General features: G+C 36.9%; 10 protein-coding genes, 2 tRNA genes, 1 riboswitch and 1 other annotated feature. Of the genes, 8 read left to right on the top strand and 4 right to left on the bottom strand.

What is annotated here, in order from left to right; genetic code table 11:
* Positions 1 to 124: 124 nt before the first annotated feature.
* Positions 125 to 1,924, top strand: a complete 1,800-nt coding sequence (locus tag LF20184_RS04485) for a heavy metal translocating P-type ATPase (RefSeq protein WP_010019191.1) — start codon at positions 125 to 127, stop codon at positions 1,922 to 1,924.
* Here the strand turns inward: LF20184_RS04485 and LF20184_RS04490 are convergent.
* Positions 1,919 to 2,536, bottom strand: coding sequence for a DNA-3-methyladenine glycosylase (locus tag LF20184_RS04490; protein ID WP_235699475.1), 618 nt, complete (start codon positions 2,534 to 2,536; stop codon positions 1,919 to 1,921). The two genes, LF20184_RS04485 and LF20184_RS04490, sit on opposite strands and share 6 nt — an antisense overlap.
* A 130-nt stretch (positions 2,537 to 2,666) precedes the next feature.
* Between LF20184_RS04490 and LF20184_RS04495 the strand changes: the two genes are divergently transcribed.
* A tRNA-Glu gene (locus LF20184_RS04495) sits at positions 2,667 to 2,738 on the top strand.
* Positions 2,739 to 2,742: 4 nt separating this feature from the next.
* A tRNA-Val gene (locus LF20184_RS04500) sits at positions 2,743 to 2,815 on the top strand.
* Positions 2,816 to 2,890: 75 nt separating this feature from the next.
* Here the strand turns inward: LF20184_RS04500 and LF20184_RS04505 are convergent.
* Entirely contained in the window at positions 2,891 to 3,565 is a 675-nt protein-coding gene (locus tag LF20184_RS04505) for a hypothetical protein (protein ID WP_010019193.1), read from the bottom strand.
* A gap of 92 nt (positions 3,566 to 3,657) precedes the next feature.
* A riboswitch (SMK box riboswitch) is annotated at positions 3,658 to 3,736 on the top strand.
* Here LF20184_RS04505 and metK point away from each other — a divergent pair.
* Together metK and LF20184_RS04515 are read left to right on the top strand one after the other, a co-directional pair.
* Entirely contained in the window at positions 3,734 to 4,927 is a 1,194-nt protein-coding gene (gene metK, locus LF20184_RS04510; RefSeq protein WP_010019196.1) for a methionine adenosyltransferase, read from the top strand. Its footprint overlaps the riboswitch before it by 3 nt.
* Before the next feature lie 72 nt (positions 4,928 to 4,999).
* Positions 5,000 to 6,493, top strand: a complete 1,494-nt coding sequence (locus LF20184_RS04515; protein ID WP_010019198.1) for an MDR family MFS transporter — start codon at positions 5,000 to 5,002, stop codon at positions 6,491 to 6,493.
* Here the strand turns inward: LF20184_RS04515 and LF20184_RS04520 are convergent.
* A complete protein-coding gene (locus LF20184_RS04520) occupies positions 6,422 to 7,072 on the bottom strand; it encodes a phosphatase PAP2 family protein (protein WP_010019200.1) in 651 nt (216 codons plus the stop codon). The genes LF20184_RS04515 and LF20184_RS04520 overlap by 72 nt on opposite strands.
* 78 nt (positions 7,073 to 7,150) lie before the next feature.
* Here LF20184_RS04520 and LF20184_RS13090 point away from each other — a divergent pair, with 78 nt between their 5' ends.
* The 3 genes from LF20184_RS13090 to LF20184_RS04535 all read left to right on the top strand — a co-directional run bounded on the left by LF20184_RS13090 (position 7,151) and on the right by LF20184_RS04535 (position 13,081).
* On the top strand, positions 7,151 to 8,389 hold the full coding sequence (locus LF20184_RS13090; protein ID WP_010019201.1) for a glucosaminidase domain-containing protein: 1,239 nt from the start codon (positions 7,151 to 7,153) through the stop codon (positions 8,387 to 8,389).
* Positions 8,388 to 8,597, top strand: a binding site (T-box leader). (Overlaps the previous gene by 2 nt.)
* 46 nt (positions 8,598 to 8,643) lie before the next feature.
* The gene (gene leuS, locus LF20184_RS04530) at positions 8,644 to 11,058 is read left to right on the top strand and encodes a leucine--tRNA ligase (protein ID WP_056945170.1); all 2,415 of its coding nucleotides are present in this window, start codon (positions 8,644 to 8,646) and stop codon (positions 11,056 to 11,058) included.
* A 388-nt stretch (positions 11,059 to 11,446) separates the two neighbouring features.
* On the top strand, positions 11,447 to 13,081 hold the full coding sequence (locus LF20184_RS04535) for a putative polysaccharide biosynthesis protein (protein WP_029606480.1): 1,635 nt from the start codon (positions 11,447 to 11,449) through the stop codon (positions 13,079 to 13,081).
* Positions 13,082 to 13,107: 26 nt separating this feature from the next.
* Here LF20184_RS04535 and LF20184_RS04540 read toward each other — a convergent pair whose 3' ends face one another.
* Positions 13,108 to 13,950 (bottom strand): NAD(P)H-hydrate dehydratase, encoded by an 843-nt coding sequence (locus tag LF20184_RS04540; RefSeq protein ID WP_010019204.1) that lies wholly within the window; start codon positions 13,948 to 13,950, stop codon positions 13,108 to 13,110.
* Positions 13,951 to 13,959 lie beyond the last annotated feature (9 nt).

Here is a 13,959-nt window from a genome sequence, read left to right on the forward strand (position 1 = left end):
TAGCTTATTACAACTTTTTATTAAAAATGATAATTAAATGAGAATCATTCCAGAAAAGCCTTTAAAAAACTTTTGAAAGCAGTTATAATCTGGGTAAAGATAATAATCGGAGGGATGTGTTGTCATGAACTCAGATAAAATAAAACTATATGGAACTTTGGCTATCGGTTTCATTGCGGCGGTTTTGGAATTTATCTTCCATTTGCCTAATTATGCCCAATTGATTATCAGTATCTTAGGTTTGTTATTAGCTTTGATTATGTTTATTGATATGATCAAAGTTTTGAAATCTGGTAACTTTGGGATTGATTTGTTAGCCATTACGGCTATTGTGGCTACAATTGTTTTAGGACAATACTGGGCCGGTTGGATCGTGTTGTTGATGCTAACAGGTGGCGATACCTTAGAAGAATATGCTGCCAATAAGGCCAAAAGTGAATTGAAATCACTCTTGGACAATACGCCATCAAAGGCACATCTTTTAAAAGACGGTAACGTTACTGATGTTGATATCGATGACGTCAAAGTAGGTTACAAGATTTTGGTCCGTCCTAAAGAACAAGTGCCAGTTGACGGATTAGTTATTGATGGACAGTCAGAAATTGATGAATCTTCATTGACAGGTGAATCGGTTCCGGTGAATGTTTCAGAAGGTAGTCACGTCATGTCTGGTTCCATTAACGGTGAAAATCCTTTCCAAATTAAAGCGGAAAAGATTGCGGCCGACTCAGAGTATCAAGCAATCGTTAAATTAGTTAAGGAATCAGAAACTCATCCGGCTAAATTTGTTCGCTTGGCTGACCGTTATGCGGTACCGTTTACTTTAATTGCTTATATCATTGCCGGTGTAGCTTGGTACATATCAAAGGATCCAGTTAGAATTGCTCAAGTTCTAGTTGTAGCTTCACCTTGTCCGTTGATTTTGGCAGCGCCAATTGCCTTTGTTTCAGGAATGAGTCGCACGAGTCGTAACGGTATCATTATCAAATCTGGAACGGCTTTAGAGAAACTCAATTCAGCTAAAACGGTAGCTTTTGATAAAACTGGGACAATTACCAAAGGAAAATTAGTTGTCGACGAATTTAGAACGACGAATTACTTTGATGAAAAAACTGTTATGTCATATGCTGCTTCAATTGAACAGAATTCAAGTCACGTTATGGCCGAAGCAATTGTAGATTATGCTAGAAGCAATAATGTAGCTTTGAAAAAAACCGACGATTTGAAAGAGATCACGGCTGAAGGAATTGTTGGTAAGGTTGAAGGACATGTAGTAAAAGTCGGTCAAGCTAGTTTTGTTACCGAGGAAGCTGTCGATGAAGTCAAAGGTTCAGGGGTTTACGTATCTATTGATGATCAATATGCTGGTGTGTACAGTTTGCTTGACCAGATTCGTCCAGAATCGAAATCAACGATTGCCAAATTAAAAGATTTTGGTATCAAAAATATCTTAATGATTTCTGGGGACAAAAAAGAAGCAACCGAGATGGTTGCTTCAGAAGTAGGTATTACAAAATCATATCCAACTAGTTTGCCAGCTGATAAAGTAAAAATTATCGATGGTCTAGATAAAGAGTATCACCCAACTGTTATGGTTGGAGATGGTGTCAATGATGCTCCAGCACTAGCTTTAGCTGATGTCGGTATTGCTATGGGTTACAAGGGTGCCAATGCTGCTAGCGAATCAGCCGACGCGGTTATTTTGCAAGATGATTTGAGCAAGGTAAGTACGGCAGTTAAAATTGCCCATGATACGATGAAAGTCGCTCGTGAAGCAGTTTTGATCGGTATCTTTATTTGTATTGCTTTGATGCTAGTCGCAGCATTTGGCTTGATTCCTACTATTATTGGAGCCATGCTGCAAGAAGTAGTCGATACCGTAGCCATTCTTTATGCTCTTCGTGCTAGAAGCGATCGTTTATAGCCAACCATAAGTATCTAGATTCATATCTCGTTTAGGCAATTTCGATACGTAAGGATTGCCTTCAACAATAAATCGCATATCTTTTGAAGTCCAGGGTTCCTTATTCTTCACGCCGATTCTAGGTGTTGCCAGAATATTCTTAGGAGTCTGGACTTTTTTGTCTGAAAAAATAAAGTTATCGGCATTTAAAGCAGTACCAGATAAAGTTTTGTCTTTGATTCCAAACGCTGCCATCCATTTTGCTGGACCATTAGTGGTTTCGAAATTAGTTTTGCCACGATTTTCTTCCATTAACTCAACGCCATCTAATGGTTGCAGGGCACGAATCAAAATTCCATTAGGTGTTCCAGCCTTTTGGACGCTGATATCCATATCTAACCAACTGTGGATCGAATAAATATAAATCGTGCCACCGGCTTGGTAGAGTGGGTCATTTGCTTTAGTATGGCGTCCATTGTAACTGTGAGCCGCCATGTCGATAGGTCCTAAGTAGGCTTCCGTTTCGACAATGATGCCAGAAAAGGTTCCTTGATCTGATTTATAAGTAAAAGTATGTCCTAACATATCTTTGGCAATATCGATTGTATCGCCGGTTTCAAAGTATTTTTGCACGTTCAAAGTCAATTATCCTCCTAAATTTGAAAAAAATTCAAAAAAGTTTAAAAAAAAGCTTGCTACACCCCAATTATTATTGTATTATATTTCTTGTGCTTGAGAGAGCAATACATAAATAAATATTTATGACCCGTTGGTCAAGTGGTTAAGACACCGCCCTTTCACGGCGGTAACATGAGTTCAAATCTCGTACGGGTCATTTTGGAGGATTAGCTCAGCTGGGAGAGCATCTGCCTTACAAGCAGGAGGTCACAGGTTCGATCCCTGTATCCTCCATTCCAAAAGATAAAACATCTAACTTCGGTTAGGTGTTTTTTTTGTGCAATTAAAAAAGGATTTTTCAGAAAATCCTTAAATAATTAAAATCAAATTTCCAATCACACGATAAACCAAATTAGGCTGATTGAAATTTTTGAAGAGTTTCAATAGTGACATGGAAACTACGAAAATAACAATGATCAAAGCTGTCCAGAGACTGATATAGCCTAATAGGAATAAGACCAAACTTAATCCTGAAATTGCCACTAATTCAGCATAATCGAATTTACTGCCTTCAAAATAATTGATAAGAACGGTTGCTAAGTTGACTAGCAGTAAAGGAACAACGAAAGTTACTGAAATGAAGTGCATATAAGTAAAAGCAATAGCGATGGACATAAAACTAGGTACGACAAAATTTTCTACTAGGGAAGTAAAGTTTTGACTGTTGGCTGGCAAATATCTCATTAAGTATAAAAAGGCTAGCTGGGCAAAAATCAAAACGATAACGAAAATATTTAACGATCTCAATGATAAGACTGCTAACAGTAGATAAATCGCACTATATAGGATGTGAAAATATCTATTAGGGTTCAATTTTAAGATGAATTCCTTGTACAGAGCTACCATGGCTACCATAATAATCAAAAATCCATGCAGTGAATAGTTGTGCAGATCATGCATAAAAATAAAGATAAATGGAAAGATATGATAGCTAATAAATTCAATAAAAGTTGCAAGTAATTTTCTAGAGTTTAACTTATCCATAGCGACTCCTTTTAGTTATAAAATCATATTAATGTAGAAAAACTTTATCGTCAAATTGATTTTTTTCATGAAAACCAATTAGTTTTGTGTTAACCTATTAAAAGGTTCCTGATGGGATCCTTTTTTATTTTAAAGGAGAAGCCCTGTAACCGAAAAGGTGGAAAAGATATGTCAAAAAATTATTTATTTACTTCTGAATCAGTTTCAGAAGGACATCCAGACAAAGTTGCTGATCAAATCAGTGATTCAATTCTCGATGCAATTTTAACAAAGGATAAAGATGCACGTGTTGCCGTTGAAACTACTGTTACAACTGGTTTAGTTCTAGTTGTTGGTGAAGTTTCTACTTCTGCATACGTTGATATTCAATCAGTTGTTCGTAAGACAATTACAGATATCGGCTATGATGGAACAAACCCTGGTTTCAATGGTAATAGCTGTGCCGTTTTAGTAGCACTAGATGAACAATCTCCTGATATTGCTCAAGGTGTTGACGATGCCTTAGAAGAACGTGGCAACAACGATAAAGACCCATTGGATCAAATCGGTGCCGGAGATCAAGGTTTCGTATTCGGATTTGCAACTAATGAAACTAAAGAATTTATGCCTTTACCAATCTCTCTAGCTCACAAGTTAATGAGAAAAACTGCTGAAGTTAGAAAGAACCATACTATCCCTTACTTGATGCCTGACGCTAAGTCACAAGTAACAATCGAATATGATGAAAATGATCATCCTGTTCGCGTGGATACAATTGTTTTAAGTACTCAACACAAAGCTGAGGCTAGTTTGGAACAAGTTCAAAAAGATATCAAGAAGTATGTTATCGACGAAGTTGTTCCTGCAAACATGATGGACGACAAGACTAAGATTTTGATCAATCCTACAGGTCGTTTCGTTATTGGTGGACCAGAAGGAGATTCCGGTCTTACAGGACGTAAAGTCATCGTTGATACATACGGTGGTTTTGCACGTCACGGTGGTGGTGCCTTTTCAGGTAAAGATGCTACTAAAGTTGACCGTTCAGCAAGTTACGCTGCTAGATACATCGCTAAAAACCTTGTAGCTGCTGGCGTTGCTGAAAAAGTTGAAATCCAAATTGCTTACGCTATTGGTGTGGCAAAACCAGTGTCAATTCACGTTGATACTTTTGGTACTAGTGATTTTGACGAAGAAAAAATTGAAGAAGTTATCAATAAATTCTTCGACCTTCGTCCACTAGGAATTATTAAAATGTTGGATCTACAAAGACCAATCTATAAGAAGACGGCCGCATACGGTCACTTCGGACGTACAGATATCGATTTACCTTGGGAAAAACTTGATAAAGTTAATGATATTAAGGAATTCTTGAATATTTAATCGGCGATTACAGAGGCGTTCTTAAAGGCAAACTTTAGGAAGCGTCTCTTTTTTTATGGGAGGAATTATTTAATGGCACAGAATAAACAATCAAATGTCGTAATTGTCACGATTGCGGTTTTCATTGCAACGTTCATGACAGCGATTGAGGGAACAATCGTTTCGACAGCTATGCCAACGATTATCGGTAGTTTGCATGGGGTTAGTTTGATGAATTGGGTTTTCTCGATTTATTTACTGATGACTGCCGTAGCAACGCCAATTTATGGAAAATTATCAGATATTGTCGGTCGCAAGCCGATTCTTCTGATTGGATTAGTTATCTTCGTAATTGGATCAACGCTTTGTGCGATGTCTAATTCGATGTTGACCTTGATCTTGGCTCGTGTGATTCAGGGTATTGGCTCAGGAGCAATTCAGCCTTTAACTTTTACGATTATTGCTGATATTTATCCACTTGAAAAAAGAGCTCGTATCTTAGGGTTAAACGGATCAGCTTGGGGAATCGCCGCCGTTATTGCACCGTTATTAGGTGGCTTCATTGTTGAAAAGTTAAGTTGGCATTGGATTTTCTTGATCAATTTGCCAGTAGGATTGTTAACCATGGCTTTGATTTGGTTCTTCTTTAAGGAAGAAAAAAGAGAGCATAAGAAAATTAAGATTGATTATGTAGGGACAGTTTTATTGATACTGATTTTGTTGCCTTTGATGTTAGCTCTACAAAATATCGGCAGTAATAATGTTTTCTTGCCACTTGGATTGGTGGCCATTTCTGTTATTTCTATTTTTGCTTTCATTAAAGTTGAAAGACATGTCAGTGATCCGATTTTGCCGTTAGACCTATTTAAGAATAAAACCTTTGTTATTCAAAATTTAATGGCTTTATTAGTCAGTGGTTTCTTAATTAGTTTTGAAGCTTATATTCCAACTTGGATGCAAGGAATTTTAGGATTGAGTCCATCCATGGGTGGATTTGCTGTGACACCTAGTTCAATTGTTTGGATTTTTGGATCATTTTGGGCTGGAACGTTAATCAAAAAAATGGCACCTAATCGTGTCATTTATGTTAGTTTATTCTTCTTGTTTGTTGGTAATGGATTATTGTTATTGGCAAGTCCAACGACACCATTCTGGTACTTCTGTATGCTAGCTGGGATCTTAGGTTGTGGTTTTGGATTGACAATCACTACTACAACGGTAACTTCACAAACAGTTGTTGAGCCGGAAAATGTTGGGGTTGCTACTAGTTTTAATACTTTAGTTAGAACTATTGGTCAATCGATGATGGTTTCTGTCTGTGGTATCGTTTTGAATACGGCTTTGGCTAAAGGTGCGGCAGAAAATAGCAATATTTCGGTTGATATGATGAATAAATTGATCGATCCGCAAACTGCAAGTTCCTTGCCACATCAGCTTTTACCCAAAATGCGACAAATTCTTTTTTCAGGATTGCACAATATTTACGTAGCGGGTCTTGTACTATTATTAGTAGGGTTAATTTTTAATGCCTTTGAGCTTAAGAATAAAAAAATTCTTGGTTCTGAACAAGAGAGTATTGAAGGTTAGGATGGTCGCTGCCAAGAGATATCCACCAAAGACGTCACTTGGGTAATGGACACCTAAAAAGATTCGACTATATCCAATCAAGATAACTGTTAACAAACAAATTGTGCTAATGATGATTTTAGTACTGATTTTTTTAAAGATAACCAGGCTAATGATCAAAAGCGAAATGTATAGGGCAAATGAACTGGCTGAATGTCCACTTGGGAAACTGAAACCACCAGCTTCGACAAAATGATGGTGACTAGGACGTGGGCGTTTGACGGTAATTTTTATTAAGCTATTGACACCTGCAATGACTACTTTATTGAGAACGAGATAAATTCCAGCATAATAATACTTTTTGAGAATTAAAATCAGAAAGATGACGGCGGTTACAGCAATTGTTGGAAAAGTGTCGCCTAAATTCGTAATATTAGAAAAAAGACGAATCGTCAAATCATTGTGGTGATAAATTTGATTGATAAAGAAATTATCAAAATTGTTGATAAGAGTGGTTTTTGTAGCAACATTGATAGTCCAGAAAATAAATAAACCTAAAAGAAATAAATTTAAAACAGATATTTTTGCAGATATTTTCATATTTTTTGATCTCTCTATTGTTTAAGTTTTTGTTAAGAAATATAATAAAGTATAAAGATTTTGAGGGAGAGCATATCTATGGTTATTACACGTTATGAACGCAAACTCGAAGATAGCCGTTTGACTAGATTAAATAATAAAAAAGCTAAGAACGCAAACTTACGAAGAAATTTGACGATTCTTGGGTCAAGTATGTTCGTTGGTACCGCAGTAGCTGAAGTGGGCTTTTCGAAACCTACACCAGTTAAGGCCGAAGCGTTGTCTGTCAATAATTTGTTAAATCAAAATATTGCTGCACAAACATTGACACCGGTTAGTTCAAAGGGAGTTGGCGATGAACAATTTATCGATTATATCGGTAATTCAGCTCGTAAATTAGCTTCTAATAATGATTTGTACGCTTCAGTGATGATTGCCCAAGCTATGGTCGAAAGTGGCTGGGGAACTAGTGGCTTAGCTAGTGCGCCTAATTATAATCTCTTTGGAATAAAGGGCGATTATAACGGTGAATCAGTGAATATGGGTACTCAAGAAGATGATGGATCAGGTAATTTGTATTCAATCAGTTCTAATTTCAGAAAGTATCCTTCTTACAAGGAATCTCTAGAAGACTACGTTTCATTACTTCGAGGTGGAACTAGTGGCGATTCACAAATTTATGCCGGTGCTTGGAAGAGCAATACTACATCATATAAAGATGCAACCAAGTATTTAACAGGGCGTTATGCAACCGATACGACTTACGCTGACAAGCTCAATAGTATGATTGAAAAGTATAATTTGACTCAATTTGATGTCAATAATTCGGATAAGGACCAAACTTATACTGTTGCTCAAGGCGATACTTTGCAATCGATTGCTGACAAATTTAATATGTCGACTGATACTTTGATGAACTTGAATGGTTTGAAGACTGATAATTATATTTATCCTGGTAAGACTTTGACTGTGACAAAGATCATTGGCAATGAAAATAATGTGGCAATGACTAATTTGTCTAATAAGACTACAGATGATACTGGTAGTGTTGGCGATGCATACGGCGACCAACAAGCTCCAGTCTTTGTACAAGATGAACGTGATGGGGTTAAGAAGTATGTACCATCTAACGATGATGATTCTTCTACGATCGATGTTCAAAATGATTACAGTTCAAATGATTCTGATAGTGGTAGTCAAAGTAAATCAGTAACCGTCCAAAATGGTGATACGATTGATTCCATTGCCACACAAGCTGGTACTTCAATCGACAACATTAAACAATTAAATAATCTAAATTCAGATTTATTGGTTGTCGGACAAACATTATTGGTATAAGATATAAAGCAACGGAAGTAGTAGATTATAAAAATACTTTTCAGAAAGCGCATGGGGATGTGAATGCGTAGGTTTTTATTTTCGAACTCATCCACTGATAATAGTTGCCGAACTTTTAGTAAGTGACTACGGTTAATCCTCGTTAAGGATTTCGAGAGTCACACGAAAGTGTGGAACTTAGGTGGTAACGCGATAATTCGTCCTATGATTATATATTTATATAGTCATAGGACTTTTTTTATAGGAGGAAAAATATGTACAATCACAACACCGTCGAGAAGAAATGGCAAAAGTACTGGAAGGAACACGATACTTTTAGAACTACTGAGGATCCAAAGAAGAAGAACTTCTATGCTTTGGACATGTTCCCATACCCATCAGGACAAGGTCTTCACGTTGGACATCCTGAAGGATATACAGCTACTGATATCATTGCAAGAATGAAACGTGCTCAAGGATATAACGTTTTGCATCCAATGGGCTTTGATGCTTTTGGTCTACCAGCTGAACAATATGCTATTAATACTGGTCACAATCCTGCTGATTTTACTGAAAAGAACATTCAAAACTTCAAACGTCAAATCAATTCTCTTGGTTTTTCATATGACTGGGATCGTGAAGTTCAAACAACTGATCCTAAGTTTTACAAGTGGACACAATGGATCTTTGAACAAATGTATAAAAAAGGCTTGGCCTACGAATCAGAGACTTTGGTTAACTGGTCACCAGATTTAGGTACGGTTGTTGCTAACGAAGAAATCATCGATGGTAAAACAGAACGTGGTGGTTTCCCAGTTGTTAGAAAGCCAATGCGTCAATGGATGTTGAAGATCACAGCATACGCTGACAGATTGTTGGATGACCTTGATGATATCGATTGGCCAGAAAGTATCAAGGAAATGCAAAGAAACTGGATTGGTCGTTCAGTAGGGGCACAAATTACTTTCAAAGTAGCCGACTCAGATGATTCAGTTAACGTCTTTACAACTCGTCCTGATACAATTTTTGGTGTTGAGTACATGACTTTAGCTCCAGAACACAAGTTGGTCGATAAGATTACAACTCCTGAACAAAAAGCTGCTGTTGAAGCTTATAAGGAAGAAGTTTCTCACAAGTCAGATCTTGATAGAACTGATTTGAATGATGAAAAGACTGGTGTCTTCACTGGTGCTTACGCTATCAACCCTGTAAACGGCAAGAGAATTCCTATTTGGATTTCTGATTATGTCTTAGTAACTTATGGTACTGGTGCCGTTATGGCTGTTCCTGCTCATGATGATCGTGACTTTGCCTTTGCTAAGAAATTCGACCTACCAATGACACAAGTTATTGAAGGAAACCTTGAAGATGGCGCTATTACTGGTGACGGTAAGCATATCAATTCTGATTTCTTAGATGGCTTGAATAAAGAAGATGCTATCAACCGTGCTGTTGAATACCTTGAAGATAAAGGTTACGGAGAAAAGAAAGTTAACTATCGTCTTCGTGATTGGGTCTTCTCTCGTCAAAGATACTGGGGTGAACCAATTCCCGTCATTCACTGGGAAGACGGTACAACTTCATTAGTTCCAGAAAATGAATTACCATTGAAACTTCCTGAAGATTCAGATATTAAGCCTTCAGGTACAGGTGAGAGTCCATTAGCTAACTTGACAGACTGGGTCAATGTTGTTGATAAGAACGGTCGTAAAGGTCGTCGTGAAACTAACACAATGCCACAATGGGCCGGTTCATCATGGTACTACTTGAGATATATCGATCCACATAATGATGAAAAATTAGCTGACTATGACTTGTTGAAACAATGGTTGCCAGTTGATCTATATATCGGTGGTGCTGAACACGCTGTACTTCACTTGTTGTATGCAAGATTCTGGCACAAGGTATTGTATGACTTGGGTGTCGTACCAACTAAGGAACCATTCCAAAAATTATTCAACCAAGGTATGATCCTCGGTAAAGGTCACGAAAAGATGTCTAAATCAAAGGGGAATGTTGTTAACCCTGATGATGTTGTTGAATCATATGGTGCCGATACTTTGAGAACTTACGAAATGTTCATGGGTCCTTTGGATGCTTCAATTGCTTGGTCTGAAAATGGCTTGTCCGGTTCAGCTAAGTTCTTGGATCGTGTTTGGAACTTGTTCATCAATGATGATGATTACAGCACGATTCGTGAAGGCTTCTTGACTGATACAAATGATGGTAAGTTGGACAAAGTTTACAATGAAACAGTTAAGAAAGTAACTGAAGACTTCGATGCTTTGCACTTCAATACTGCTATTTCACAAATGATGGTCTTTGTTAATGAAGCTCATAAGGTTGATACAATGCCAAAGGCTTATGCTGAAGGACTTGTTCAATTATTAGCTCCAATTGCACCACATATGATGGAAGAACTATGGAGCAAGTTTGGTCACAATGAATCAATTTCATACGCTAAATGGCCAACTTATGACGAAAGCAAGTTAGTTTCTGATACAGTTGAAATTATCGTTCAAGTTAACGGTAAACTTCGTGATAAGCTTGAAGTTGCTACTGACACTGATAAAGCTAAATTGGAAGAATTAGCTAGAAATGATGAAAAAGTTCAAAAATTCATTGATGGTAAGAATATCGTCAAAGTAATCGTCATTCCTAATAAGATTGTTAATATCGTAGTTAAATAGAGCAAAAGAAAAAGGTTCCGGAAATATTTCCGAAACCTTTTTTGTTGCAACGAAGAAGTAAGCTCTTTATTATCTTGTCTGAGATGATAAAAAATAATGAAAAATTTGTTTGATTGCTATGAATAATTGCATGATGCAGAACTGTGGGTGAGTTGTATTAAAACGGCTTACTTCCGAAACAACAAATTCATTCTAACATGAATTAATCTCAAAAAAGCTTTACAATTTATTCGTTCTGTAAAATTAGCAGTTCTTTTGTAAATTAATTTGCAATTTACGTAATTTAAGAGTAATTTAAAATTTTTAGGATAAGAACTTTGCTATAATTAAATGGATAGTTTTTAAGGTGGTGCAAGTTTTGGGCGTAAATAAAAGCCAAGAAGAAGTAATGCCAGTTTTAAACCCTGAATCTTCGCAAGATACGATGTTGAAAGGGTCAGCTTGGATGACAGCTGGTAGTATTTTTTCTCGTATTTTGGGAGCAATATACATTATCCCATGGATGGCCTGGATGGGGTCTGATTATCCGGCAGCTAATGCGTTGTTTGCCAAAGGATACAATATCTATAGTTTATTCTTGATTGTCTCAACAGCGGGAATTCCTGGAGCAATCTCGAAACAGATTTCGCATTATAATGCGCTAGATCAATATTCAACTGGGAATAAATTGTTCAAGCATGGTCTTAAAATTATGACTTTTATGGGAGTTATTTTTGGGGCTATCATGTTCTTTGGAGCACCACTTTTGGCAGTTATGTTTACTGATGGTGATCCAAGAAGTATTCCAGTTATCAAATCGCTAGCGGTAGCCGTTTTGATCATTCCTATCTTGAGTATTCTAAGAGGGTACTTGCAAGGATATTCTGATATGGCGCCCTCAGCAATTTCACAGTTTATTGAACAAATTGCTCGTGTGATTTATATGTTGATAGCAACTTATATGATCATGGTGATGAGTAAGGGTAGTTATATCAATGCGGTTGTTCAATCGACCTTTGCGGCTTTCATCGGTGCAGCAGTGGCGATTGTAATTTTAATTTTAGCAATTATAAAACGTTTGCCACGATTGAGGAGTTTGTCTCGTAATGGCAAGCCGGCTGCAGATGTTAATGAAAATAACTTCACTCGTGAAATTTTCCAACAAGCTTTACCATTCATCATTTTGGATGCCGGAATAACATTTTTCAACTTGTATGATCAGTCGACCTTTAATCAATTTATGAGACTGTTTGTTAATGCAAGTGGGGCACAACTGGATAATTACTATTCATTATTTGGTTTTCAAGCTAACAAGTTGATTATGATCATTGTTTCATTATCGACTGCTATGGCCGTTACGGCGGTACCAATCTTATCCGGATTGTATTCGAAGGGGAATAAGGAAAAAATTGAAAATCAGATTTCCAATACTTTGGAATTATTCTTCTTCATTATGATTCCTGCTTCATTAGGGATGTACGCAGTAGCACAGCCATTGTGGACAACATTTTATCGTTATGACGCTCTGGGCGTTTTGATGTTGCAATTCTCGGCGGTTATTTCAATATTATTGGGATTGTTTACCGTTTTATCAGCCGTTTTACAAGCGTTATATCGCAATCGACTAGCTATCAGATACTTCGTTTACGGATTTATTGTTAAAGTAGTCGTGCAGTTGCCAATGATTTGGCTATTCCATGAATTTGGACCTTTAGTAGCTACAAGTATCGGTATGGGTGTTGTTTGCTGGCTTATGTTGGCAAAACTTCATGCAATTTATCCATTCAATACTGGTCGAATTTCGAGAAGAATCAGTGGAATTATTCTGTTCTCCTTGATAATGTTTGTTTCAGTATTATTAGTAAATTGGATTGTCTTCCACTTTGTGGGCAATTCAGATCGAATTATCAGTGTGGTAGTGTTGATTTTGGAAGCAGGATTAGGTGGAGTTATTTATGGATACTTAGTCTTGAAGACATCTTTAGCTGATAAAATTGTTGGTTCAAGAGTCGATCGTATCAGACAAATTTTAAGAATGAAATAAAAAAAGCGTGATTGAATTCACGCTTTTTATTTGTCTCTAGAACTGAATTTAGCCATATACTTAGGGATTTTTTCAATAATTGAAGAAGGCAAGACAACATAATTTTTCTCGTTTAATTTATCACCGATTTCACTGTGTAAAAATAAGGCTGCTTGAACTGTCTCTAAAGAGAAGCCAAATTGACCAACAAATCCAGCAATGATGCCAGTTAAAGTATCTCCCATGCCGCCAGTTGCCATACCAGGATTTCCTACAGTAATTTTTGAAGCTTGGTCGTGATAGTAAATTTCTGATTGATGCTTTTTTAAAACCAATAATGCATCAGGATTCAATTCATGCAAATTAGTTTGATTGTTTAGTTCAATTTGTTCAGTGATTGCTAAGTTAGAAAGTCGTTGCCATTCACCTTGGTGTGGTGTCAAAATAATGTTTGCTGTTGTTTGGAGTGGAATTTTTTCTTCAGCAATAATCGTTAAAGCAGAAGCATCGAGAATTACGGTTTGATCTGTTTTAGTATTGTTCAAGACGGCTTTGACTAAACCTTTAGCGATGTTTGAAGTTCCTAATCCTGGTCCAATAGCGATGACTTGATTGTTGATAATGGCTGTTAATAAGGCCTTTTTGTCGTGATAGTCGATAGTCATGGCTTCAGGAATTTTGACATTGATAGCAGTAAATTTTTCAGGCGTTGTAGCGACGGTTACCAAACCAGCACCACTGTGAATAGCAGCACTACTACACATGATAGCTGCACCACCGAATTGAGTGGATCCGGCAATGATGAGAACTTTGCCATAATTTCCTTTATAGGATTCGGGTTCGCGTGGGGTAATGACTTGATTTAAAATATTTTTACTGATTTTTTCCATTGCAACAAC

The organism is Companilactobacillus farciminis KCTC 3681 = DSM 20184 (assembly GCF_002706745.1).
Lineage (GTDB): Bacteria > Bacillota > Bacilli > Lactobacillales > Lactobacillaceae > Companilactobacillus > Companilactobacillus farciminis.